At 72.3% G+C, this 23,925-nt stretch carries 18 protein-coding genes and 2 pseudogenes; 15 read left to right on the forward strand and 5 right to left on the reverse strand.

The window, feature by feature from the left end:
- The first annotated feature begins 56 nt into the window (after positions 1–56).
- The 3 genes from coaBC to ACWDRW_RS23770 all read left to right on the forward strand — a co-directional run bounded on the left by coaBC (position 57) and on the right by ACWDRW_RS23770 (position 5,007).
- Positions 57–1,259 carry a bifunctional phosphopantothenoylcysteine decarboxylase/phosphopantothenate--cysteine ligase CoaBC gene (gene coaBC, locus ACWDRW_RS23760; RefSeq protein ID WP_451726031.1) on the forward strand — a complete coding sequence of 401 codons (1,203 nt, stop codon included), beginning with the start codon at positions 57–59 and terminating at the stop codon, positions 1,257–1,259.
- A gap of 239 nt (positions 1,260–1,498) precedes the next feature.
- Complete coding sequence (metK, locus tag ACWDRW_RS23765; protein WP_451726032.1) at positions 1,499–2,707, forward strand: methionine adenosyltransferase; 1,209 nt, start codon at positions 1,499–1,501, stop codon at positions 2,705–2,707.
- 128 nt (positions 2,708–2,835) lie between these two features.
- Entirely contained in the window at positions 2,836–5,007 is a 2,172-nt protein-coding gene (locus tag ACWDRW_RS23770) for a primosomal protein N' (RefSeq protein ID WP_451726033.1), read from the forward strand.
- Positions 5,008–5,647: 640 nt separating this feature from the next.
- Here ACWDRW_RS23770 and ACWDRW_RS23775 read toward each other — a convergent pair.
- A complete protein-coding gene (locus ACWDRW_RS23775) occupies positions 5,648–6,190 on the reverse strand; it encodes a hypothetical protein (RefSeq protein WP_451726034.1) in 543 nt (180 codons plus the stop codon).
- 228 nt (positions 6,191–6,418) lie between these two features.
- On the opposite strand from ACWDRW_RS23775, the gene fmt reads away from it, so the two are divergent.
- Together fmt and ACWDRW_RS23785 are read left to right on the forward strand one after the other, a co-directional pair.
- A complete protein-coding gene (fmt, locus tag ACWDRW_RS23780; protein ID WP_451726035.1) occupies positions 6,419–7,351 on the forward strand; it encodes a methionyl-tRNA formyltransferase in 933 nt (310 codons plus the stop codon).
- Positions 7,352–7,427: 76 nt separating this feature from the next.
- A complete protein-coding gene (locus tag ACWDRW_RS23785; RefSeq protein WP_451726036.1) occupies positions 7,428–8,849 on the forward strand; it encodes an RsmB/NOP family class I SAM-dependent RNA methyltransferase in 1,422 nt (473 codons plus the stop codon).
- Here ACWDRW_RS23785 and ACWDRW_RS23790 read toward each other — a convergent pair.
- Entirely contained in the window at positions 8,827–10,986 is a 2,160-nt protein-coding gene (locus ACWDRW_RS23790; RefSeq protein WP_451726037.1) for an MMPL family transporter, read from the reverse strand. The genes ACWDRW_RS23785 and ACWDRW_RS23790 overlap by 23 nt on opposite strands.
- 92 nt (positions 10,987–11,078) lie before the next feature.
- Between ACWDRW_RS23790 and rpe the strand changes: the two genes are divergently transcribed.
- The 6 genes from rpe to ACWDRW_RS23820 all read left to right on the forward strand — a co-directional run bounded on the left by rpe (position 11,079) and on the right by ACWDRW_RS23820 (position 17,439).
- Complete coding sequence (gene rpe, locus ACWDRW_RS23795) at positions 11,079–11,765, forward strand: ribulose-phosphate 3-epimerase (RefSeq protein WP_451726038.1); 687 nt, start codon at positions 11,079–11,081, stop codon at positions 11,763–11,765.
- A gap of 78 nt (positions 11,766–11,843) precedes the next feature.
- The gene (locus ACWDRW_RS23800; protein ID WP_451726039.1) at positions 11,844–12,887 is read left to right on the forward strand and encodes a sugar-binding transcriptional regulator; all 1,044 of its coding nucleotides are present in this window, start codon (positions 11,844–11,846) and stop codon (positions 12,885–12,887) included.
- Positions 12,888–13,232: 345 nt separating this feature from the next.
- Positions 13,233–14,675, forward strand: a complete 1,443-nt coding sequence (locus tag ACWDRW_RS23805; RefSeq protein ID WP_451726078.1) for a GuaB1 family IMP dehydrogenase-related protein — start codon at positions 13,233–13,235, stop codon at positions 14,673–14,675.
- 86 nt (positions 14,676–14,761) lie between these two features.
- Positions 14,762–15,256, forward strand: coding sequence for a GNAT family N-acetyltransferase (locus ACWDRW_RS23810; RefSeq protein WP_451726040.1), 495 nt, complete (start codon positions 14,762–14,764; stop codon positions 15,254–15,256).
- Between the two features lie 232 nt (positions 15,257–15,488).
- A complete protein-coding gene (locus ACWDRW_RS23815) occupies positions 15,489–16,976 on the forward strand; it encodes an amino acid permease (RefSeq protein ID WP_451726041.1) in 1,488 nt (495 codons plus the stop codon).
- Between the two features lie 10 nt (positions 16,977–16,986).
- Positions 16,987–17,439 carry an Lrp/AsnC family transcriptional regulator gene (locus ACWDRW_RS23820; RefSeq protein ID WP_062713983.1) on the forward strand — a complete coding sequence of 151 codons (453 nt, stop codon included), beginning with the start codon at positions 16,987–16,989 and terminating at the stop codon, positions 17,437–17,439.
- Here ACWDRW_RS23820 and ACWDRW_RS23825 read toward each other — a convergent pair.
- Together ACWDRW_RS23825 and ACWDRW_RS23830 are read right to left on the reverse strand one after the other, a co-directional pair.
- The gene (locus tag ACWDRW_RS23825; protein WP_451726042.1) at positions 17,436–17,894 is read right to left on the reverse strand and encodes a hypothetical protein; all 459 of its coding nucleotides are present in this window, start codon (positions 17,892–17,894) and stop codon (positions 17,436–17,438) included. The two genes, ACWDRW_RS23820 and ACWDRW_RS23825, sit on opposite strands and share 4 nt — an antisense overlap.
- Positions 17,891–18,637, reverse strand: a complete 747-nt coding sequence (locus ACWDRW_RS23830) for a GntR family transcriptional regulator (RefSeq protein ID WP_451726043.1) — start codon at positions 18,635–18,637, stop codon at positions 17,891–17,893. Before ACWDRW_RS23830 ends, ACWDRW_RS23825 begins: the two co-directional genes overlap by 4 nt.
- A 211-nt stretch (positions 18,638–18,848) precedes the next feature.
- Here ACWDRW_RS23830 and ACWDRW_RS23835 point away from each other — a divergent pair.
- The 3 genes and pseudogenes from ACWDRW_RS23835 to ACWDRW_RS23845 form a co-directional block, all read left to right on the forward strand.
- Positions 18,849–19,666 (forward strand): annotated as a pseudogene (locus tag ACWDRW_RS23835) (ABC transporter substrate-binding protein); the annotation flags it as partial.
- A 5-nt stretch (positions 19,667–19,671) separates the two neighbouring features.
- A pseudogene (locus ACWDRW_RS23840) lies at positions 19,672–21,084 on the forward strand (HAD-IA family hydrolase).
- A gap of 109 nt (positions 21,085–21,193) precedes the next feature.
- Positions 21,194–22,384, forward strand: a complete 1,191-nt coding sequence (locus ACWDRW_RS23845) for an MFS transporter (protein WP_451726044.1) — start codon at positions 21,194–21,196, stop codon at positions 22,382–22,384.
- Here the strand turns inward: ACWDRW_RS23845 and ACWDRW_RS23850 are convergent.
- Positions 22,353–22,892 (reverse strand): Repetin, encoded by a 540-nt coding sequence (locus ACWDRW_RS23850; RefSeq protein WP_451726045.1) that lies wholly within the window; start codon positions 22,890–22,892, stop codon positions 22,353–22,355. The two genes, ACWDRW_RS23845 and ACWDRW_RS23850, sit on opposite strands and share 32 nt — an antisense overlap.
- Before the next feature lie 217 nt (positions 22,893–23,109).
- Between ACWDRW_RS23850 and ACWDRW_RS23855 the strand changes: the two genes are divergently transcribed.
- On the forward strand, positions 23,110–23,898 hold the full coding sequence (locus ACWDRW_RS23855; RefSeq protein WP_451726046.1) for a carbon-nitrogen hydrolase family protein: 789 nt from the start codon (positions 23,110–23,112) through the stop codon (positions 23,896–23,898).
- The last annotated feature ends 27 nt before the right edge of the window (positions 23,899–23,925 follow it).

Below are 23,925 nucleotides of genomic sequence, written 5' to 3' on the forward strand. Positions count from 1 at the left end.
ATGGGGTTGTACGTTTTCGAAGCGTGGCCGAGCGTTTTCCGAGCCGGGGAGAGACCGTGGACAAGCCGAGGGTCGTTCTGGGGGTGAGCGGTGGCATCGCCGCCTACAAGGCCTGTGAGCTGCTGCGCAGGCTGACGGAGTCGGGACACGACGTCCGGGTCGTGCCGACCGCCTCGGCGCTGCACTTCGTCGGCGCCGCCACCTGGTCGGCCCTGTCCGGCAACCCCGTCTCGACCGAGGTGTGGGACGACGTCCACGAGGTGCCGCACGTCCGCATCGGTCAGCACGCGGACCTCGTCGTGGTCGCCCCGGCCACCGCGGACATGCTCGCCAAGGCCGCTCACGGCCTCGCCGGCGACCTGCTGACCAACACCCTGCTCACCGCCCGCTGCCCGGTCGTGTTCGCCCCCGCCATGCACACCGAGATGTGGGAGCACCCGGCCACCCAGGAGAACGTGGCGACGCTGCGCCGCCGCGGCGCCGTCGTCATCGAACCCGCCGTGGGCCGGCTCACCGGCGTCGACACCGGCAAGGGCCGGCTGCCCGACCCCGGGGAGATCTTCGAGGTCTGCCGCCGGGTGCTGGCCAGAGGGGTCACCGAGCCCGACCTGGCGGGGCGGCACGTCGTCGTCAGCGCCGGCGGCACCCGCGAGCCTCTCGATCCGGTCCGCTTCCTCGGCAACCGCTCCTCGGGCAAGCAGGGGTACGCCCTCGCCCGCACCGCCGCCGCGCGGGGCGCCCGGGTCACGCTGATCGCCGCGAACACCGGGCTGCCGGATCCCGCGGGCGTGGACGTCGTCCAGGTCGGCACGGCCGTACAGCTGCGGGAGGCCGTACTGAAGGCGGCCGCCGACGCGGACGCGGTGGTCATGGCCGCCGCGGTCGCGGACTTCCGCCCCGCCGCCTACGCCGCCGGGAAGATCAAGAAGAAGGACGGGCGGGACCCCGACCCGATCGTGCTGGTGCGGAATCCGGACATCCTCGCGGAGATCTCCGCCGACCGCGCCCGGCCCGGCCAGGTCGTCGTCGGCTTCGCCGCCGAGACGGACGACGTGCTGGCCAACGGTCGAGCCAAGCTGGCCCGCAAGGGGTGCGACCTGCTCGTGGTGAACGAGGTGGGGGAGCGCAAGACCTTCGGCTCCGAGGAGAACGAGGCCGTCGTGCTGGGCGCCGACGGCACCGAGACGCCCGTCCCGTACGGCCCCAAGGAGGCGCTGGCCGAAACCGTGTGGGACCTGGTGGCCCCGCGACTCACCTGAGCGCCGCATTCGTTTCACGGGCTCCTGAAACCCCCCACATTGGGGCGTGGCGCCCCTGGTCAAGGGTGTGGAGGATTGGGCAGAATGCCCGTGCCGCAGGTCACAGCGCTCCCGAGAGGCGAGACAGGTGGGCCCGTGGCCGAGCGCGACCGATAAACTGTTCTCGGACGACGCCGGGCGCAGCCCCCGTCCCGTCCAACAATGATCAGCCAGCAGCCGCTGCAACCCCAGGGAGCGTTGTGTCCCGTCGCCTGTTCACCTCGGAGTCCGTTACCGAGGGTCACCCCGACAAGATCGCTGACCAGATCAGCGACACCATTCTCGACGCGCTTCTGCGCGAGGACCCGACCTCCCGGGTCGCCGTCGAGACGCTGATCACCACCGGCCTGGTGCACGTGGCCGGCGAGGTCACGACCAAGACGTACGCGGACATCGCGACGCTGGTCCGCAACAAGATCCTCGAGATCGGCTACGACTCCTCGAAGAAGGGCTTCGACGGCGCCTCCTGTGGCGTCTCGGTGTCGATCGGCGCGCAGTCCCCGGACATCGCGCAGGGTGTCGACTCGGCGTACGAGAACCGGGTCGAGGGCGACGAGGACGAGCTGGACCGCCAGGGCGCCGGTGACCAGGGCCTGATGTTCGGGTACGCGACCGACGAGACCCCCACCCTGATGCCGCTGCCGATCTTCCTGGCGCACCGCCTGTCGAAGCGGCTGTCCGAGGTCCGCAAGAACGGCACCATCCCCTACCTGCGCCCCGACGGCAAGACGCAGGTCACCATCGAGTACGACGGTGACAAGGCCGTCCGCCTCGACACGGTCGTGGTCTCCTCGCAGCACGCGAGCGACATCGACCTGGAGTCCCTGCTGGCCCCCGACATCCGCGAGTTCGTCGTGGAGCCGGAGCTGAAGGCGCTCCTGGACGAGGGCATCAAGCTCGACACCGAGGGCTACCGCCTGCTGGTCAACCCGACCGGCCGCTTCGAGATCGGCGGCCCGATGGGCGACGCCGGCCTCACCGGCCGCAAGATCATCATCGACACGTACGGCGGCATGGCCCGCCACGGCGGCGGCGCCTTCTCCGGCAAGGACCCGTCCAAGGTGGACCGCTCGGCCGCGTACGCGATGCGCTGGGTCGCCAAGAACGTCGTGGCGGCGGGCCTGGCCTCCCGCTGCGAGGTCCAGGTGGCGTACGCCATCGGCAAGGCCGAGCCCGTCGGCCTCTTCGTCGAGACCTTCGGCACCGCCAAGATCGACGCCGAGAAGATCGAGAAGGCGATCGACGAGGTCTTCGACCTCCGCCCGGCCGCGATCATCCGCGACCTCGACCTGCTCCGCCCGATCTACGCCCAGACGGCCGCGTACGGCCACTTCGGCCGCGAGCTTCCGGACTTCACCTGGGAGCGCACGGACCGCGTGGACGCGCTGCGCAAGGCCGCGGGTCTGTAAGGCCCGACGGCCGCGGGTCCTCAAGACCCCGAGTTCAGCCACGAGGCCCGGTCCCCTTCGGGGGGCCGGGCCTCGGCGCATGTCCGTGCCCACTCCGGCTGTCAGTGGGGTTTGGTAAGAATGCAAGGGTGAGCAGCGAGAACGGGCAGGTCGACGGTGGGGCTGAGGGGCCGCCGCCCGAGCAGCTCGCGTTCATCCGGGAGAGTGTGCGGCAGGCGAAGGGGCCCCGGGCGAAGCCTCGGACGTGGCGGGGGGCCGCGTTGGCGCGGGAGCTGCCCGTTGCCCGGGTGCTGGTGGACAAGGGGGTGCTGCATCTCGACCGGTACTTCGACTACGCGGTGCCCGAGGAGCTCGATGCCGACGCGCAGCCCGGGGTGCGGGTCCGGGTGCGGTTCGGGGCCGGGCGCGGGCGGGTGCGGGAGGGGCGTCGTGAAGGCGGGGGGCTGATCGACGGCTTTCTCGTCGAGCGGCTCGCGGAGTCCGACTACTCCGGGCCGCTGGCCGCTCTCGCCCAGGTCGTGTCGCCCGAGCGGGTGCTCGACGAGGAGCTGCTGGGGCTGGCCCGGGCCGTCGCGGACCGGTATGCGGGGAGCCTGGCCGATGTGCTGCAGCTGGCGGTTCCGCCGCGCAGCGCTCGGGCCGAGCAACGGCCTTCGCCGGAGCCGCTGCCGCCGCCGGAGGCGCCTGGGACGGGGTCCTGGGGGCGATACGAGCACGGGGGCGCGTTCCTGGAGGCGCTGGCGTCCGGTGGGGCGCCTCGGGCTGTGTGGAACGCCCTGCCCGGACCGGAGTGGAGCGGGGAGATCGCTCGGGTTGTCGCGGCGACGCTGGCTTCCGGGCGGGGGGCGCTCGTCGTGGTGCCGGACGGGCGGGCCGTGGCGCGGGTCGATGCCGCGTTGACCGCCCTGCTGGGGGAGGGGCGGCATGCCGTGCTCACCGCCGACGCCGGCCCCGAGAAGCGGTACCGGGAGTGGCTCGCGGTGCGGCGGGGGTCTGTGCGGGCCGTGGTGGGGACGCGCGCCGCGATGTTCGCGCCGGTGCGGGATCTCGGCCTTGTCGTCATCTGGGACGACGGCGACGACAGCCACAGCGAGCCGCACGCTCCTCAGCCGCATGCACGGGATGTGTTGCTGCTGCGGGCCGCGCAGGGCAAGTGCGCGTTCTTGCTGGGCGGTTGGAGCTGTACGGTCGAGGCCGCCCAGTTGGTGGAGAGCGGGTGGGCCCGGCCGCTGGTCGCCTCGCGGGAGCGGGTGCGGGCAGCCGCGCCGCTGGTGCGGACCGTGGGGGACGGTGACCTCGCCCGGGACGAGGCCGCGCGGGCGGCCCGGTTGCCGACGCTCGCGTGGCAGGTCGTGCGGGATGCCCTGCGGCAGGGGCCGGTGCTGGTGCAGGTGCCTCGTCGGGGGTATGTGCCGCGGTTGGCGTGTGACCGTTGCCGGGCGCCCGCGAGGTGTCGGCAGTGCGCCGGGCCCTTGGAGGCGCGGGACAGCGGGGCCCTGCGGTGCGGGTGGTGCGGACGGGAGGAGGGCTCCTGGCACTGTGCGGAGTGCGGGGGGTTCCGGCTGCGGGCGCAGGTGGTGGGGGCCCGGCGGACCGCGGAGGAGCTGGGGCGGGCGTTTCCGGCCGTGCCGGTGCGGACGTCCGGGCGGGAGCAGGTGCTGGACACGGTGCCGGGGGCGCCGGCGCTGGTGGTGAGTACGCCCGGGGCGGAGCCTGTCGCCGAGGGCGGTTACGCGGCTGCCCTGCTGTTGGACGGGTGGGCCATGCTCGGGCGGCCCGATCTGCGGGCCGGCGAGGACGCGGTGCGGCGGTGGATCGGTGCGGCGGCGCTGGTGCGGCCGCAGGGTGCCGGGGGGACCGTGGTGGTGGTCGCCGAGCCGACCTTGCGGCCGGTGCAGGCGTTGGTGCGGTGGGATCCCGTGGGGCATGCGGTGCGGGAGCTCGCGGAGCGGGCCGAGCTGGGGTTTCCGCCGGTGTCCCGGATGGCGGCGGTGTCGGGGGTGCCGGAGGCGGTCGGGGAGTTCCTGCGGGCGGTGGAACTGCCGGGAGAGGCGGAGGTGTTGGGGCCGGTGCCGGTGCCTGTCACGGCGCCGGGGCGGCCTCGGCGGGTCGGAGGGCCGCCGCCGGGGGAGCGGTGGGAGCGGGCGTTGATCCGGGTGCCCCCCGGGAAGGGGGCGGCGCTGGCGGGCGCGCTGAAGGCTGCGCAGGCTGCGCGGATGGCTCGGGGGGCTTCGGCTCGGGGGGCGTCCGGTGGGGAGGCGGCGGTACGGGTGCGGATCGATCCGCCGGACATCGGGTGAGCCGGGGGTTGCGTCCGGGCGGGTCGGTGGTCGTCTGACCCCGCGCGGGGGCCGGGCCGACGGTGGGTATCGCTCGCCCGCGCTGACGGGGCGCCGCTGCGCCCAACCGTGCCGCCCCAGCGGCACGACTGCCCGCAGCTGGGTGGGGTGTTGGGCTGATGTCGCCGGGCTGTCCGCGCCTGGGTGGATTGGTGCGGTGGGGTTCCGGGGCCGACCGCGGCCCGGCGGTGTGGGGTGGCGGGGCCGGGCTGTGCGCAGCTGGGCGGGGTCGTGGGGTGGGGTTCCTGGGACTGCTCACGGCCCGGCGGTGTGGGGTGGCGCGGCCGGCTGTGCGCAGCTGGGCGGGTTTCGTGGGGTGGGGGTTCTGGGGCTGGCCGCGGCCCGGCGGCGTGGGGTGGCCGGACTATCCGCGGCTGGGCGGGGTCGTGGGGGTGCCGGTTCGGACCGGCTGCGGCTGCGTGGGTTCGTGCGGTGGTGTTGCTCGGGTGGGCGTCGGTCCTGTGGCACGGCTGCCCGCAGCTCCGCGGTGCCGGGGTGGTGTCGGTCCTGTGGCAGGACTGGGTGTGGCCAAAGCGGTTGGGGAGTGATGTCGCTTGGGCCCGCCCTCCCGGTGGTGGTGGGGGAGGGCGGGTGGGGTGGGTCAGCCGTTTCGGGGGGACGGGAAGGCCGGGGGGCGGGGGTCCTCTCGCAGGGCGGGGCTGCCGGCCGTGGGCTGGGTGGGCATCGAGCGGGCCGCGGGGACCGTCGGGACCGACGGGATGCCCGTGTTGACGCTCACCGTCCGGGCGGCCGTGGCCTCGGTCGTGCGCTCCGCCTCCGCCGCCGCCTGGGTCGCGGCGCGGCGGGAGCCGTAACGGCGGTGTACGGCCTGTTTGGTCACGCCGAGGGCGGAGCCCACCGCGTCCCACGAGAAACCGAGTGAGCGGTCGAAGTCCACCGCGGCCGTGACCAGGGTCTCGACACTGTCCCGCAGCTCCTGGGCGAGACGTACCGTCGGGGCGGGAGCGCGTCCGTAGACGACGAAGCCCGTGGACGGGCCGGAGCGGCGCGGACGGTAGACGTTGCCCAACTGGGCGGTGAGCGTGCGCAGTGCGTCCACCTGCCGGCGGACCCGCTCGATGTCCCGCACCAGCAAGTGCAGGCTGGCCCGAGCCTGGGCGTCGTGGGTTGCGTGGTCGGCCATGAACAAGCCTCTCGAACCGGCGTTGAAAAGGATCGGGCCGCGCGATGTGCGGCCCGTTGTGGTCAACTCTTTCTTGACCAACGCGTTTACGCTCCGCTGGTCACGCAGAGGGGGCGTACCGGCATATGCGTGCGCCGGGGTGGGGAGCACGGGACTCTCCTGGGCGGGCCGCCCAATTAGACTGGTGTGCTGCCCCATCGATCTCGACCGAGAGGCCCGTACTCACCCATGAAGCTCGTCTTCGCCGGTACCCCCGAGGTCGCCGTTCCCGCGCTGGATGCTCTGATCGCCTCCGGGCGGCACGAGGTGGCCGCCGTCGTGACGAGGCCCGACGCGCCCGCCGGGCGGGGGCGCAGGCTGATCGCGTCTCCCGTGGCCGAGCGCGCCGAGGAGGCCGGGATCGAGGTGCTCAAGCCCCTCAAGCCGCGGGATCCGGAGTTCCTGGAGCGGCTTCGGGAGATCGCGCCGGACTGCTGTCCCGTCGTCGCCTATGGGGCGCTGCTGCCGCGCGTGGCCCTCGACATCCCCGCCCACGGGTGGGTCAACCTGCACTTCTCCCTGCTGCCCGCCTGGCGCGGCGCGGCCCCCGTGCAGCACTCGATCATGGCGGGCGACGAGATCACGGGCGCCTCCACCTTCCTCATCGAGGAGGGGCTCGACTCCGGTCCGGTGTACGGGACCGTGACCGAGGCCGTCCGGCCCACCGACACCAGCGGTGACCTGCTGACCCGGCTCGCCTTCGCCGGTGCCGGGCTGCTCGCCGCGACCATGGACGGCATCGAGGACGGCTCCCTGAAGGCCGTACCGCAGCCCGGCGAGGGCATCAGCCTCGCGCCGAAGGTCAACGTCGAGGACGCCCACGTCCAGTGGGGGGCGCCCGCCCTGCGGGTGGACCGGCTGGTGCGCGGGTGCACGCCGGCTCCGGGCGCTTGGACCACCTTCCGTGGCGAGCGGCTGAAGCTCATCCAGGTGCAGCCCCTGCCCGGCCGGGACGACCTCGCCCCCGGCGCGCTCGCCGTCGGCAAGAACAACGTGTACGTCGGGACCGGGTCGTACGCCGTCGAGCTGCTGTGGGTGCAGGCGCAGGGCAAGAAGCCGATGCGCGCCGCCGACTGGGCCCGGGGCGCGCGGATCGGGGACGGGGAGACGCTCGGGGTCTGACCGGCCGTACGGCCCGAAGGCCGGGGCGACGTACGCTGGTCCCACATCTCGTCCAGCAATCCGGAGCACCTTTTTCGTGAGCGACACCTCCCGTCGGCCCCGCCATTCCGGCAAGCCCTACCGGCGGCCCAAGAAGGACCCCGTCCGCGTTCTCGCCTTCGAGGCCCTGCGGGCCGTGGACGAGCGGGACGCCTACGCCAACCTCGTCCTGCCGCCCCTGCTGCGCAAGGCGCGGGAGAAGGGTGACTTCGACGGGCGGGACGCGGCCCTGGCCACCGAGCTGGTCTACGGGACGCTCCGGCGGCAGGGGACGTACGACGCCGTCATCGCCGACTGCGTCGACCGGCCGCTGCGCGAGGTCGACCCGCCGGTGCTCGATGTGCTGAGCCTTGGGGTGCATCAGCTGCTGGGGACCCGGATTCCGACCCATGCCGCCGTGTCCGCGTCCGTCGAGCTCGCCCGGGTCGTCCTCGGCGACGGACGGGCCAAGTTCGTCAACGCCGTGCTGCGCAAGGTGGCCCAGCACGACCTCGACGAGTGGATCGAGCGGGTCGCGCCGCCGTACGACGACGACCCCGAGGACCACCTCGCCGTCGTGCACTCGCACCCCCGCTGGGTCGTCTCCGCGCTGTGGGACTCGCTCGGCGGCGGCCGGGCCGGGATCGAGGAACTGCTGGCGGCGGACAACGAGCGGCCCGAGGTCACGCTCGTCGCCCGGCCCGGGCGGGCCACCACCGAGGAACTGCTGGGCGAGGAAGCGGCTGTGCCGGGACGCTGGTCGCCGTATGCCGTACGGCTCGCCGAGGGCGGCGAGCCCGGCGCCATCCAGGCCGTACGCGACGGGCGGGCCGGAGTGCAGGACGAGGGCAGTCAGCTCGTCGCCCTGGCGCTGGCGAACGCGCCTCTGGACGGGCCCGACGCCAAGTGGCTCGACGGATGTGCCGGGCCCGGCGGCAAGGCCGCGTTGCTCGGTGCGCTGGCCGCCGAGCGCGGGGCGATGCTGCTCGCCTCCGAGAAGCAGCCGCACCGGGCCGGGCTCGTGGCCAAGGCCCTCGACGGCAATCCTGGTCCCTACCAGGTCATCGCCGCCGACGGGACCCGGCCGCCGTGGCGGGCCCGCTCGTTCGACCGGGTGCTGATGGACGTGCCGTGCACCGGCCTCGGCGCGTTGCGGCGGCGGCCGGAGGCGCGGTGGCGGCGCAGGCCCGAGGATCTCGACGGGTTCGGTCCGCTCCAGCGGTCCCTGCTGCGCACCGCGCTCGACTCCGTGCGGGTCGGCGGGGTGGTCGGATACGCCACGTGCTCCCCGCATCTCGCCGAGACGCGGGCCGTCGTGGACGACGTGCTCAAGCAGGACGCCGGTGCGGAGCTGATCGACGCCCGACCGCTGCTGCCGGGTGTGCCGGATCTGGGGGACGGGCCCGACGTGCAGCTGTGGCCGCACGTGCACGGTACCGACGCGATGTACCTCGCGCTCATTCGGAGGACGGCGGCGTAGGGGCCTGCCCGGCCGTCGCCTTCTCGGCGGCCGGGGTCGTCGCACCGTCGTGACGTGCCAGTTCGCTCGGCCACCACACCTTCTTGCCCACGTCCAGGAACAGCGCCGTCACCAGGACGGACCGTACGACGAACGTGTCCAGGAGGACGCCGAGCGCCACCGCGAAGCCGATCTCGGCGAAGGCCACCATCGGCAGGGTGCCCAGGGCCGCGAAGGTGCCGGCCAGCACCAGGCCGGCGGAGGTGATGACCGCGCCCGTCGCGGCGAGACCGGTCACCACCCCGGCGCGGGTGCCCTGATGGATCGCCTCCTCGCGGATCCGGGTGGTCAGGAAGATGTTGTAGTCGATGCCCAGGGCGACCAGGAACACGAAGACGAACAGCGGGAAGTCCGTCGACTCGCCCGCGTAGTCGAAGAGGTACCGGAAGGCGAACGCACTGATGCCCAGGGCCGCCGCGAAGGACAGGATCACCGTCCCGATCAGCAGCAGCGGGGCGATCAGGGCGCGTAGCAGGACGCACAGGATCAGCAGGACGACGATCAGCACCAGCGGGATGATCAGGATGTTGTCGTGCGTGGTCGCCTTGTCCATGTCCAGCAGCGCCGCCGTACCGCCGCCGACCTGAGCGTCGGCGTCCGGCACCGCGTGCACGGCGTCCCGGACCCGTTCGACCGTGTCCTTCGCGGCCTCGCTGTCGGCCGGGTCGGACATGGTGGCCTCGAACAGGACCTTGCCCTCGAAGGACGGTTTCGTGCCCGGTGGCAGGCCCAGGGACTCCGGGACCACGCCCGGGGTGTCCGCGACCGCCCGGCCGACCTCCTCGGCCTGCTCCTGGTTGCTGACGATGACCAGCGGATCGCCGCTGCCCGCCGGGAAGTACCGTTCGGAGACCTCCTGCCCGGTGATCGAGTCCGGGGTTCCGGTGAAGGCGTCCGCGTTGCTGATGCCCTCGGCGCGCAGCTGGATCAGGCCGAGGGAGAAGACGGCGAGGACGACCGCCGTGATGCCCCAGACCATGCGCGGGCGGACGGAGATACGGTGGCCCATCCGGGCCCAGATGCCCCGCTCGTGCGGGTTGGGGGCGCCCAGGTGCGGGATCGCCGGCCAGAAGATCCAGCGGCCGCAGATCACCAGCAGCGCCGGGAACAGCGTCATCATGGCCAGGAGCGCGACGGCGACGCCGATCGCCGCGACCGGGCCCAGGCCGCGCGTGGAGTTCATCTCGGCGGCCAGCAGCACCAGCATGCTCAGCACGACGGTCGCGCCGGAGGCGATCACCGCCGGGCCCGCCCGGTGCAGTGCCAGCGCCATCGCCTCGTGCCGGTCCTCGTGACGGCGCAGCTCCTCGCGATAGCGCGCGACGAGCAGGAGGGCGTAGTCCGTCCCCGCGCCGAAGACGAGCACCGTCAGGATGCCCGCGCTTTGGCCGTTCACGGTCAGGCCCGCGTGCTCCGCCAGGAAGTAGATGACGGCCTGCGCCGTGAACAGGGCGGCGATCACCGCGAGCAGGGGGACCAGCAGCAGGGTCGGACTGCGGTAGGTGATCAGCAGCATGACGATGACGACCGCCATGGCCGACAGCAGCAGGGTGGAGTCGATGCCCTCGAAGGCCTCGGCGAAGTCGGCCGAGGTGCCGCCCGGGCCGGTGATGTGCACGGCGAGCCCGCCGCCGCCCTCGCCGGTGATCTCGCGGATGTCGTCGACCGCGGGGGCGATCCGCTCCCAGCCCTTCTCGTCCATCGTGATCGGGACGTAGACCTGTGCCGCGCGCGGATCGACCTCGCGGTCGTAGGTGGGCCCGCGGGTCTCGTCCCCCCGGATGCCGTGCGCGGTGAGCTGCTTGAGCTCGCGCACGTCCTCGTCGATGGCGGCCCGGTCCTCGGCCGTCAGCCCGCTCTCGCGCGCGTAGATGACGACGGCGGGGATCTGCTCGGGCCGGAAGTCCTCGGAGATCTCCAGCACTTGGGTGGACTCGGCGGACCCCGGTAGCCAGGAGGCGGCGTCATTGTCCTGGGCGTCGGTGAGTTTCTGGGCGAACGGAGCCGTAAGGAACAGCAGGATGAGCCACAACACGAGCACGACCCACTTGGCCCGCCGGCCGCAGACGAGGTGCGCAACTCCACGCTTTTCAGTCATGTCCACCCCCGAGGCCGAAAGGATGCCATGCGCCGGAGCCCCCCGTAAGGGGCGCCACGACGATCCTCCGCGGGACATGGCAAAGTTGGGTCATGGCCGTGCAGATCAACCCCAGCATCCTGTCCGCCGATTTCGCCCGCCTCGCGGACGAGGCGAAGGCGGTCGGAGGAGCCGACTGGCTCCACGTCGACGTCATGGACAACCATTTCGTCCCGAACCTCACGCTCGGTGTGCCGGTCGTAGAGTCGTTGGCCCGTGCGACGGACACTCCGCTGGACTGTCATCTGATGATCGAGGCCCCCGATCGGTGGGCGCCCCAGTACGTAGAAGCGGGGGCCGGATCGGTCACCTTCCACGTCGAGGCGGCCGCCGCTCCGGTGCGTCTGGCCCGTGAGATCCGGGCCAAGGGTGCGCGAGCCTCCATGGCGCTGAAGCCCGCGACGCCCATCGAGCCGTACGAGGACCTGCTCCCCGAGCTCGACATGCTGCTGATCATGACGGTCGAACCCGGATTCGGGGGTCAGGCGTTTCTCGACATCATGCTCCCCAAGATTCGCCGCACCCGCGAGTTGATCAGCAAGCACGGCCTCGAGCTGTGGCTTCAGGTCGACGGAGGGGTGTCGGCCACGACGATCGAGCGGTGCGCGGAGGCAGGGGCGGACGTCTTCGTGGCCGGTTCCGCGGTCTACGGGGCCGAGGACCCCGCCGAGGCGGTCCGCGCGTTGCGGGCCCAGGCGGAGGGAGTGACCAAGTCCGCCGCCTGGGCATGCGACCACTGAGCCAAGGGAACGTGAACGGCGCCCTTCAGGGCGGATCCGGTGCGCCGGATCTGCAAGGATGAACGGCGAATCCAGAGTGTGAACAGTAGTGAGGAGATCGCCGTGTCGGGTATGTCGGCGGGCCGGTCAGCCATGCGGATGGGACCCGCTGAGCTGGTGCAGGCGGCGGCCATGGCCCGCCGCTTCTACCTCGAGGGCAAGTCCAAGATCCAGATCGCCGAGGAGTTCGGCGTCAGCCGCTTCAAGGTTGCCCGGGTCCTGGAGACCGCCCTCGAACGGGATCTCGTGCGTATCGAGATCCGCGTCCCGGCCGAGCTGGACGCCGAGCGCTCGGACGCGCTGCGCGCCCGGTACGGCCTCAGGCACGCCGTCGTGGTCGAGTCGCCGGCGGAGGCCGAGGACTCTCCCGACCCGGAGAACCTGGGGGAAGTGGCCGCCGATCTGCTCGGCGAACTGGTGAACGAGGGTGATGTGCTGGGCCTGGCCTGGGGCCGGTCCACGATCCACATGGCGGCGGCTCTCGACCGGCTGCCGCCCTGCACGGTGGTGCAGCTGACGGGTGTGTACGACGCCGGGACGGCGGAGCGCGGATCGGTGGAGGCGGTGCGCCGGGCGGCCCAGGTCTCCGGCGGCGACGCCCACCCCATCTACGCGCCGATGCTGCTGCCGGACGCGGCCACCGCGGCGGCGCTGCGCAACCAGACCGGGATCGCCCGGGCCTTCGAGTACTTCGACAAGGTCACGGTCGCCTGTGTCTCCATCGGCTCCTGGGAGCCGGGCATCTCGACGGTGCACGACATGCTCAGCGACCAGGAGCGGGCGCACTACGCCTCGCTCGGGGTCGCCGCCGAGATGTCGGCGCACCTCTTCGACGCCGACGGCCGCCGGGTGGGACGGGACCTGGGCGAGCGGTGCATCACGGTCAAGGCCGACCAGCTGCGCCGTATCCCCGAGGTCGTCGCCATCGCGGGCGGGGCCCGCAAGGCGTCCGCCATCGACGCCGTGCTGCGGTCGGGGCTCGTCACCAGTCTGGTGACGGACACCTCGGCGGCCGATGTGCTGATGACGGCGGGGCAGAGCCCGAAGCCCGCGCTCAACAGGGCCGACCCGGACGGGGTCTGACAGGGAGTCAGGTGGGGCGGACCGTGACGGCGGCAGGCCGCCGCGGTTCGTCCCGGGCGGGCACCGATGATCGCTGCGAGCCGTTCGAGGCGGTACGAGGTCGTGGTCGTGTCCGGAACCGGCAGCCGTACGCCGACACGCGTGCCGACGAGTGGGAGATCGCCCTCCAGGTCCGCCGTCACTGTGGCCCTCGCTCTTGGAGGATCCTCCTAGGCCGCCCCTGACCAGGCTGGACGAACAGACTGTGTATGGCGCACCGGTCGTCATGGGAGAATGAAGTACGTGCTCTTTCCCCCTGGCTGACCTGTCCGGGGGCCACCTTTGATCGACTGGGATGTGCAGCACGTGCGTTTCCTCAACGACATCCAGCCTGCGTACGACCTGACCTACGACGACGTTTTCATGGTGCCGAACCGCTCCGCGGTCGGTTCTCGGCAGGGCGTGGACCTCAGCTCCCCGGACGGCACGGGCACCACGATTCCGCTCGTCGTCGCCAACATGACCGCCATCGCGGGCCGCCGTATGGCCGAGACGATGGCCCGGCGCGGCGGCCTCGTGGTCATCCCGCAGGACATCCCGATCGAGGTCGTCACCGACGTCGTCTCCTGGGTCAAGAGCCGCCACCACGTGCTGGACACCCCCATCGTGCTCGCCCCCCACCAGACTGTCGCCGACGCGCTGGCGCTGCTGCCCAAGCGCGCGCACAACGCCGGTGTGGTCGTCGACGAGGACCAGCGGCCGATCGGTGTGGTCACCGACCGGGACCTGACCGGCGTCGACCGCTTCACCCAGCTCGAGGTCGTCATGTCCAAGGACCTGCTGCTCCTGGACGCCGACATCGACCCGCGCGAGGCCTTCAACACCCTCGACCACCACAACCGCCGCTACGCCCCGGCCGTGGACGCCGAGGGCCGGCTCGCGGGCATCCTCACCCGCAAGGGCGCGCTGCGCGCCACCCTGTACACACCGGCCGTGGACGCGCAGGGCAGGCTGCGGATCGCCGCCGCCGTCGGGATCAACGGCGATGTGGCGGGCAAGGCCAAGCAGCTGCTCGACGCGGGCGTGGACACGCTCGTCATCGACACGGCGCACGGCCACCAGGAGTCGATGATCAGCGCGATCAAGGTCGTGCGGGCGCTCGACCCTCAGGTCCCGATCGTCGCGGGCAACATCGTCGCCGCCGAGGGCGTGCGTGACCTCGTCGAGGCGGGCGCGGACATCATCAAGGTCGGTGTGGGCCCCGGCGCCATGTGCACCACCCGCATGATGACCGGCGTCGGCCGCCCGCAGTTCTCCGCCGTCCTGGAGTGCGCCGCCGAGGCCAGGAAGTACGGCAAGCACGTCTGGGCCGACGGCGGTGTCCGGCACCCGCGTGACGTCGCCATGGCGCTGGCCGCCGGCGCGTCCAACGTGATGGTGGGCTCCTGGTTCGCGGGTACGTACGAGTCCCCGGGCGACCTCCAGCACGACGCGAACGGGCGCGCCTACAAGGAGTCCTTCGGCATGGCCTCCGCGCGTGCGGTGGCCAACCGTACGTCGGAGGAGTCGGCGTACGACCGCGCCCGCAAGGCGCTGTTCGAGGAGGGCATCTCGACCTCCCGCATGTTCCTCGACCCGGCGCGGCCGGGCGTGGAGGACCTCATCGACTCGATCATCGCGGGCGTCCGCTCCTCCTGCACCTACGCCGGTGCCGGCTCCCTGGAGGAGTTCGCCGAGAAGGCGGTCGTGGGCATCCAGAGCGCCGCCGGTTACGCCGAGGGCAAGCCGCTGCACGCCAGCTGGAGCTGACCGACCCCCTTTCCGACGGCCCCCGTTGTTCCCGCTCCCGGGAAGATCGGGGGCCGTTTCGCATGCCCCGGCTCTACCGTCGGGGCATGGAGATCACCGTCTGCACGGCCGCCGACGTCGCGCTGCTCGACCAGTACATGCCCTCTCCCGGCCGTACGTCCTTCCACGCCCGCCGGTTCGCGCGGCAGGAGGCGGGGGAGTGCACGTACCTCGTCGCCCGGCTGGACGGACGGCCCGTGGGGCACACCGAGATGCGCTGGACCGGCTGCGCGGAGCCCGCGGTGCGGGCCGCGTGCCCGGGCTGCCCCGAGATCGGCGGCCTCGCGGTCGTCGAGGAGCTGCGCTCGCGCGGCATCGGCGCGGCCCTGGTGCGGGCCGCCGAGGAGCTGGCCCGGCGGCGGGGGCTGACCGTCGTCGGGATCGGGGTGGGCAAGGACAATCCGAGGGCCGCCGCGCTGTACGAGCGGCTCGGCTACCGGCCGCTGGTGGACTATCGCGACCGGTACGCGTACGAGGACCACGACGGGTCCACGCGCGAGTGCGTCGACGCCTGCGCCTTCCTGGTCAGGGACCTTCCCTGAGGCGCCGCGCGCAACGGTCGACAGCCGTCGTGCAACGAACACCCACCGAGCCCGTATGTACGCAATGATCTTGCGGGTATGCGCAAGGTTGCTGCATTTCACCAGCAACGCCCCACCTCATAGGCTGTCGCCTCGTACGTGGCGTGGCGGGGACTCCGCTCGGTGGGTCCCTGCTCGAAGGGGTGCCGCCTGTCCCCGCCGCCCTGACCGGCAGCGATGAAGGAGCCAGCGCGTGCTCGACCAAGGCGCACCCCCGCACGACCGAAGCCAGACCGCCCCGCCGTCCCCGGGGCTCGGCGCGCGCCTGCTGCGACGCAAACCGGTGGAACACCTGGTCGCGGAGGGCGGCCAGGGTGAGGGAGGCTCGCTGAAGCGCTCCCTGGGCCTGTGGCAGCTCACCATGATCAGCATCGGTGCCACCCTCGGCACGGGCATCTTCGTCGTCCTCGGCGACGCCGTCCCGGAGGCCGGTCCCGCGGTCACCCTGGCCTTCGTCATCGCCGGTCTCACGGCCCTGTTCTCGGCCCTGTCCTACGCCGAGCTGGCCGGCTCGATCCCCGTCGCGGGGTCCTCGTACTCGTACGCTTACGCAACGATGGGCGAACTCGTCGCCTGGGTCTGCGGCTGGTGTCTGGTGCTGGAGTACGGCGTCTCCGTGGCCGCCGTCGCGGTCGGCTGGGGCGAGTACCTCAACGAGCTGCTCGACGGGACCATCGGTGTCACCATCCCGTCCGCGCTGTCCTCGGCGCCCGGCGAGGGCGGCATCGTCAACCTGCCCGCGCTGATCGTCGTCCTGCTGGCGATGGTGTTCCTGCTCGGCGGTGTCCGCGAGTCCGCCCGCGCCAACACGATCATGGTCGCGGTGAAGATCGCCGCGCTGGTGCTGTTCTGCGCGGTCGGCTTCATGGGCTTCAAGTCCGGCAACTACGAGGACTTCATGCCGCTCGGCATGGCGGGCGTCAGCGCCGCCGGTGCCACGCTGTTCTTCTCCTACATCGGCTTCGACGCCGCCTCCACCGCCGGTGAGGAGGCCAAGGACCCGAAGAGGGACCTGCCGCGCGCGATCATGCTCTCGCTGATCATCGTCACCGCGCTGTACGTCCTGGTCGCCGCGGTCGCCGTCGGCGCCTGGAACTGGACCGAGTTCGAGGGCTCCGAGGCCTCCCTCGCCGCGATCATGAACGACGTCAGCGGCCAGACCTTCTGGGGCACCCTGCTCGCGCTCGGCGCGGTCATCTCCATCGCGTCCGTGGTCCTCACGGTGCTGTACGGCCAGACCCGCATCCTCTTCGCGATGTCCCGCGACGGTCTCGTGCCCAAGGCGCTCGGCAAGGTCGACAAGAAGACCGGCACCCCGCGTCTGAACACGGTCCTCGTGTCTCTGTTCTGCGGTGTGCTCGCGGCCCTGATACCGCTCGGCAAGCTGGTCGACGCCACCAGCATCGGCACGCTGTTCGCCTTCGCCCTGGTCAACATCGCGGTGATCGTGCTGCGTTACAAGCGGCCGGAGCTGGAGCGGACGTTCAAGGTGCCGTTCGGTCCGGTGCTGCCGGTGCTGGGCTTCGGCTTCTGCGCGTACAACATGTTCAGCCTCGACACCGTGACCTGGGTGGTCTTCGGGTGCTGGATGGCGGCGGGTCTCGTGTTCTACTTCCTGTACGGCTATCGCCGTTCCCGTCTCGCCGTGGCAGACGCGTCTGCCGCATCAGAAATGAAGTGAACCACCCGCAGTGCTGAACGATCTCGACGAACGCATCGTGCACGCCCTCGCCGAGGACGCCCGCCGCTCCTACGCCGACATCGGGCAGCTCGTCGGCCTGTCCGCGCCCGCCGTGAAGCGGCGCGTGGACCGGCTGCGGGCGACTGGGGCGATCACCGGATTCACGGTCCGCGTGGACCCGTCCGCGCTCGGCTGGGAGACCGAGGGGTTCGTCGAGATCTACTGCCGCCACAACACCTCGCCGGAGACCATCCGGCGGGGGCTGGAGCGGTATCAGGAGGTCGTCGCCGCGTCGACCGTCACCGGGGACGCGGACGCGGTCGTGCAGGTCTTCGCCTCGGACATGCGGCACTTCGAGAGGGTGCTGGAGCGGATCGCGGGGGAGCCGTTCGTGGAACGGACCAAGTCCGTGCTGGTGCTGTCGCCGTTGCTGAGGCGGTTCTCCTCGGGGTCTCCCACCTAGACCGTCGAGCTCTCGGCCCGACTTCTGATCGCCGCCAGCAGGCGTCGTATGCCCAGCGCATGGCCGCCCGTGCCGATCACCAGGCGTCTGTACGCCCGGCCCGCCAGGCCCGGGAAGGCGGCTCGGCTCTCCGCCCTGAGCAGATGGCGGCCCGGGCCCGCCGCTTCGATGCGGAAGGTCAGGGTGTACGTCGAGTAGCGGTGGCTGCCGGTGAGGGTGAGCTGTTCGCCCCTGCTCGCCGTGGTCACCCTGAAGCCGGGCAGGGCAGAGCCCTCCTCCAGGGGGCGAGGGCCCGCCGCGCCGGCGTCCGCGCAGCCGACCAGGCGGGCGTACGCGGTGGCCCGGCTGCCACCGAACGCGGCGTCCAGAGCCTCCGTCAGGCCCCGCCAGAGCGCGTCGGCGTCCGCCACGACGATCGTCGTGTGCTCGTCCACGTACGGCAGGGCGGCGGTCACATCGCGTCCCCCGTCTTGCGGGCCAGCGCGTTGTTCCCTATCGAGTTGTGGACGCTGAAGCTCACCGCGTCCGAGCGGTAGCGGTCGTCCGACCACTCCACCGGGCGGCCCTCCCGGGTCGTGGTGACCCGGCGCACCCGCAGCAGCGGGCTCGTGCGGCGGACGCCGAGCAGCTCGGCGTCCCGGGCGCCCGCCGCGACCGCGTCGATGACGTGCTCGCCGTAGGCGAAGACCAGGCCGGTGTCCTCGTAGAGCCGCTGGGTGACGGACGGGCAATCCGGCTCGATGGACGCGACGGCCGGGGATATCCAGTCCGCGTACACGGTCCGCTCCAGCAGCACCGGCTCGCCGTCCAGGCCGCGCACCCTGAGGACGTGCAACACCTCGGTCCCGGCGGCCAGTTGCAGGCGTACGGCGTCCTCCGCCGTGGCCGTGCGGTACTCCTGCGACACCACATGCCCGGTCGCCTCGCGGCCCATGGCCCTCGCCCACTGGGCGAAGCTGCGCAGTTCGGCGAAGCTCTGGCTGCGACGGCTGGCCAGCACCACCCGGCGGGCGCCCTGGCGGGAGCCGATGAGTCCCTCGGCGGTGAGCGCCGCCACGGCCTGACGGACCGTGCCGCGCGAGACGCCGTAGTGGGCCGCGAGTTCCGTCTCTGCGGGCAGCAGGCTGCCGACGGTGTACTCCTCGCGGTCGATCGCCCGGCGCAGCTCGCCCGCGATCTCCTCGTGTCGCGCCGTCATGCTTCCCCTCGGGCTCGGTTGCTGTGCACAGCGTGACCAGCCTAATCGAGAACTGTCGTTGATCCGTGGCAGCCTCGATTGTGCAGGGAACCGGGGGCCGGGGTTTCGTTCGCGTTCACGATCGGGTCACCGACGGCGGGCGTACTGGGGCCAACTTGTTCAGACAAGTTCGCAGCATCCTCGGATTCCCTCCTGCGCCCCTGGAGCAGTCGTGACCCTGTCCCTGCCGAGAACCGCCGCCCTCGGCGCCGTCGCCGCCCTCACCCTGAGCGCCCTGAGCGCCTGTGGTGCCGCCCCCGACGACGCGTCCACCTCCGCCGACGGCAAGAGCGCCGCCACCGCCACCTCCGCCGCCGACTTCGGCGGCCTGGACGCCCTGGTGAAGGCGGCCAAGAAGGAGGGCACGCTGAACGCCATCGCCTTGCCGTCACCTCCCGCGAGGGCCAGGACCGCGCCCTCGACGTCCTCGACCTCGGCAGCTCCTTCGCGCTGAGCGCAGCCGAGCAGGGGCTGCTGGCGCCGTACCAGGTCGAGGCCTTCGGCGACCTCCCCGCGGAGCAGAAGGACGCGCAGGGCCGCTGGTGCAACGACTACGGCGGCTACATCTCCATCGGCTGCGACGCGGGGCGCGTCAAGGAGTGCCCGACGACCTTCAAGGAGCTGCTGGAGCCGAAGTACAAGGGCCAGGTCGCGCTCAACGGCAACCCCACCAAGTCCGGCTCGGCCTTCGGCGGTGTGTACGCGGCCGCGCTCGCGAGCGGCGGCTCCTTCGACGACATCCAGCCCGGCCTGGACTTCTTCGCCGAGCTGAAGAAGAACGGCAACCACACGCCCGTCGAGTCGACCCCGGCCACCGTCGAGAAGGGCGAGACGCCGATCAGCATCGACTGGGACTACCTGAACGCCGGTTACGCCGAGCAGTTCAAGTCCAAGGACCTCGACTGGCAGGTGGCCGTGCCCACCGACGGGGTCTTCACCCAGTACTACTCCCAGGCCATCAACAAGGACGCCCCGCATCCGGCCGCCGCCCCACCGTGACCCAACTCCCGCTCCAGGCCGTGCTGTTCGACATGGACGGCACCCTCGTCGATACCGAGCGCCTGTGGTGGGAGGCGGTGGCGCGCGTCCCCGGGCGGGACCTCGGAGCAGCCGACGAGGGGGAGGTGCTCGGGCGGCCCGTCGAGCACACCGCCCACTGGCTCGCCGCCACCACGGGACGCCCCGCGGCGGACCTCGCCGCAGCCCTGCACCGCGAGTTCGCCGACCCCCGTCCGCGCCGGCATCGTGCCCCGCCCCGGCGCCCTCGACCTGCTCGACGCGCTGGCCCCCCAGGGCGTGCCCACGGCCCTGGTCACGGCGTCGCCCCGGGCCGTCGCCGACACCGTCCTGGAAGCCCTCGGCCCGAGCCGCTTCGCCGTCTCCGTCACCGCCGACGACACCGAGCACACCAAACCCGCCCCGACCCCTACCTCGCCGCCTGCCGCGCCCTCGGCGTCGACCCGGCCGCCTGCGTGGCCGTCGAGGACACCCAGACCGGCGTGAGCTCCGCGGAGGCGGCCGGCTGTACCGTGCTCGCCGTGCCCTCGCTCGCCCCCATCGACGCGGCGCCCGGACGGACCGTCCTGCCGGGCCTGACCGACGTCACCCCGGACCGGCTGCGCGCGCTGCTGCCGTACACGCTGCGCGTGATGAGCTGGAACCTCTGGTTCGGCGGCACCAGGGTGCGCGACCACCGGGCCAAGCAGCTCAAGGTCATCGCGGAGACCGGGGTCGACGTGGTGGGCCTGCAGGAGACGTACGGCAGCGCGGCCGAGGAGCTGGCCGAGGCGCTCGGCTGGCACCACCACCGGGCGGGGGAGAACCTCGGCATCATCAGCCGGTACCCGATCACGGCCCGGCTCGGCGCCCCGGACGTCGGTTTCTACGGAGCGGCCGGCGCACGGATCGCCGTGGCGGACCAGGAGATCGAGCTCTGGACGGCCCACCTCGACTACCGCGAGTACGGGCCCTATGTGACGGACGGCGACCCGACCGGCCACGAAGGGGTGCGGCTCGGCGAGATGCGGGACGCCCTGCGCCGGATCGGCGACGCCTCGCCGGCCGTGCTGGTCGGTGACTTCAACTGCCCGTCGCATCTGGACTGGCCCGGCGTCGAGTGGCCGGTCACCAAGGCGGCCGAGGACGCGGGCTTCCGGGACTCCTACCGCGAGGCGCACCCCGACCCGGTCCGGGACCCGGGGCACACCTGGTCGCCGGTCCACGACGAGCCGGAACCGAGAGACCGGATCGACTTCGTGCTGCACCGCGGGCTCGGGGTGCTCGACTCCCGCACGGTCGTCAGCGGCACCCCGCGGACCTGGCCGGACGTCGCCGACAACGACTGGCCCTCCGACCACGCCGCCGTGATCACCACTTTTTCGCTGCGCAGGAGGGCCGAACCGGCCTAACATCAATGTCATGACCTGGCGACATTGATCCATAACGCCCCGCGCCTCCCGAGGGCCGCCGCGGACGCCCGTACCCGACGCGTCCGCATCGCCCCTACGGGAAGGCCCCATGACACTCTCACCCGCGCGTGAACAGGCCGTGGGCGGCAGCCGACGGCTGACCGCCACGCTGTACGGCTATTCGTTCCTCGAAGACTTTGTCCTGCTCTACCCGCTGTACGCGCTGCTCTTCGCCGACAGCGGTCTGTCCCTGTGGCAGATCTCCTCGCTGTTCGCGCTGTGGTCGATCACCGGCGTCCTGCTGGAGGTGCCCTCCGGCGCCTGGGCCGACGCCGTCTCCCGCCGGGCCCTGCTGTGGCTGGGCCCGCTGCTGAGCGCGGTCGGCTTCGCCCTGTGGGTGCTCTTCCCCTCGTACTGGGCCTTCGCACTCGGCTTCGTCCTGTGGGGGGTGAACGGAGCGCTGGGCTCCGGTGCCCTCGAGGCCCTGGTCTACGACGAACTGGACCGGGTCGGCGCCGCCGACCGCTACGCCCGGGTGATGGGCCGGGCCCGGGCGGCGGGGCTGCTGGGTGTGATGGCCGCTATGGCGGCGGCCGGCCCGGTGTTCGCGCTCGGCGGCTACCAGGCGGTGGGCGCGGCCAGCGTGGCGGTGTGTCTGCTGGCGTCGGTGACGGCGACCCGGTTCCCGGAGGACCGGGGCCGGTCGGACGACGGCGAGGGCTGGGCGGCCACCCTGCGCACCGGGCTCGCCACCGCCCGCCAGGACCGCTCCCTGCGCGGGGCGCTGCTGCTGGTCCCGGCGGTCGCCTGCGTGTGGAGCGCGCTGGACGAGTACTCGCCGCTGCTGGTCCGCGAGACCGGCGTGCCCGACGGCTTCGTGCCCTACGCGCTGCTGCTGATCTGGGCCGCGGTCACGGCCGTCAGCCTGCTCGCCGGACCCGCCGAGCGCCTCGGCACGACCGGCTTCACCTGGCTGATCGCGGCCTCCGCCCTGGCCCTCGCGGTGGGCGCCCTGGCCGGGACCCCCGCGGGCCTGGCCCTGATCGCCGTGGCCTTCGCCGGTTTCCAGCTGGCGACCGTCCTCGCCGACGTCCGTCTCCAGCACCGCATCGAGGAGGGCGGCCGGGCCACCCTGACCTCGGTCGCGGGACTGGGCACGGAACTCCTGACGGTCCTGGTCTACGGCGCCTACGCGGCGGTTGGCGACCACGCCTCCCACGGAACCGTCTTCGCCGTGTTCGCCCTGCCCTACCTGCTCGGGGCGGTGATCAGGACTTCGGCCGCCACGGCACGACGGTGAAGTCGCCGGTGCCCTTCCCGACCTTCTCGAAGGGCGCCGAGCTCACACACCTGGGGAGGTTCCTCGGGCCCAGGTCCTCGGTCGCCGCCCAGCTGTAGCCGAGCCGGTCCCGGCGGCCGAGGTCATGCACGGTGACGCCGACGCGGCTGCCCAGCAGATCCGGCAGATCGGTGTCGGTGACGACGCCGGAGACCACCGCGACCTCGCCACCGGTGACCAGACAGTCGACCCGGGCCTTCGCCCAGGCGCCCTCGCCGTTCAGGTAGTGGCTCCACTCGAAGGTCCCGGTCGCCCTCGTCGGGTCCTCGGTGTCCCGGGCGGCGAGATGCGCGTCGAAGCGGAAGGTGATGTCGTCCCCCGCCGAGCGGTACAGCTTGGCCTGCCCGCGGCGGTGGCGGCGAGCAGCATGGCGACACCGAGCGCGGCGGTCCTCGTACGACGGTTCATGACGGTCCCTCCCCGGCCGAATCGGACGATCACCACGGTCCCGTCGACGGGGTCGCCGCACATCGCACCGGGGACCGCTCCCTTCCTCCGCCGCCCGGCGGGGAACCCCGCCGGACCCTGGGCCCGCAGGAGGACCCGGGGCCGTGCAACGAATCGCCGCGCGGCCCCCTCTCCACGCAACGTTCCGCTCATCAGCGCGCAACGGCTCCCGCTTGTCCGGCCCAGCCGGCCGACCGTACCGTCTTGGTGGCCCCCCTAAACCCCTGCGAGGATCACCCATGCGCACCGCCCTGCTCCAGAGCTCCGGCCGTCCCGGCTCGGTCGCCGAGAACCTCAAGGTGCTCGACGAGGCCGCGGGCCGTGCCGCCGCCGCCGGAGCCCGGCTGCTGGCCGCGCCGGAGATGTTCCTGACGGGGTACGCGATCGGCGACGACATCGCCCGTCTCGCCGAGCCGGCCGACGGTGACAGCGCGGACGCGGTCGCGGAGATCTCCTCCCGGCACGGTCTCGCCGTCGTCTACGGCTACCCGGAGCGCTCCGGCGACACGGTCTTCAACTCCGCCCAGCTGATCTCCGCCGACGGCACGCGGCTCGTCAACTACCGCAAGACCCACCTCTTCGGCTGCTTCGAGCGCGACCACTTCACGCCGGGGGAGCGTCAGGTGGTCCAGGCGGAGCTGGACGGCCTCCGCGTCGGCATCCTCATCTGCTACGACGTCGAGTTCCCGGAGAACGTCCGGGCCCACGCCCTGGCCGGCACCGACCTGCTGATCGTGCCGACCGCGCAGATGCACCCGTTCCAGTTCGTCGCCGAGTCGATGATCCCGGTGCGCGCCTTCGAGAACCAGATGTACGTCGCCTACGTCAACCGGGCTGGTCAGGAAGGGGAGTTCGAGTTCGTCGGGCTCTCCACCCTCGCCGGTCCCGACGGCGTCGCCCGCACCCGCGCCGGGCGCGGTGAGGAGCTGGTGTTCGCCGACACCGACCCCGCGTTCCTCGCGGCCTCCCGCGAGGCCAACCCGTACCTGAAGGACCGCCGCCCCGGCCTCTACGGGTCCATCGTCTGAACCTCCCCCTCTTCTCCGCTTTCGCAA

The organism is Streptomyces sp. NPDC003635, from assembly GCF_053587635.1.

Excerpts from the sequence above, each read along its gene's own strand:
- ACWDRW_RS23775 (WP_451726034.1), bottom strand. The coding sequence starts at position 6,190 with ATGGCCGACCACGCAACCCACGACGCCCAGGCTCGGGCCAGCCTGCAC.
- fmt (WP_451726035.1), top strand. The coding sequence starts at position 6,419 with ATGAAGCTCGTCTTCGCCGGTACCCCCGAGGTCGCCGTTCCCGCGCTG.
- ACWDRW_RS23790 (WP_451726037.1), bottom strand. The coding sequence starts at position 10,986 with ATGACTGAAAAGCGTGGAGTTGCGCACCTCGTCTGCGGCCGGCGGGCC.
- rpe (WP_451726038.1), top strand. The coding sequence starts at position 11,079 with ATGGCCGTGCAGATCAACCCCAGCATCCTGTCCGCCGATTTCGCCCGC.
- ACWDRW_RS23810 (WP_451726040.1), top strand. The coding sequence starts at position 14,762 with ATGGAGATCACCGTCTGCACGGCCGCCGACGTCGCGCTGCTCGACCAG.
- ACWDRW_RS23830 (WP_451726043.1), bottom strand. The coding sequence starts at position 18,637 with ATGACGGCGCGACACGAGGAGATCGCGGGCGAGCTGCGCCGGGCGATC.
- ACWDRW_RS23845 (WP_451726044.1), top strand. The coding sequence starts at position 21,194 with ATGACACTCTCACCCGCGCGTGAACAGGCCGTGGGCGGCAGCCGACGG.
- ACWDRW_RS23855 (WP_451726046.1), top strand. The coding sequence starts at position 23,110 with ATGCGCACCGCCCTGCTCCAGAGCTCCGGCCGTCCCGGCTCGGTCGCC.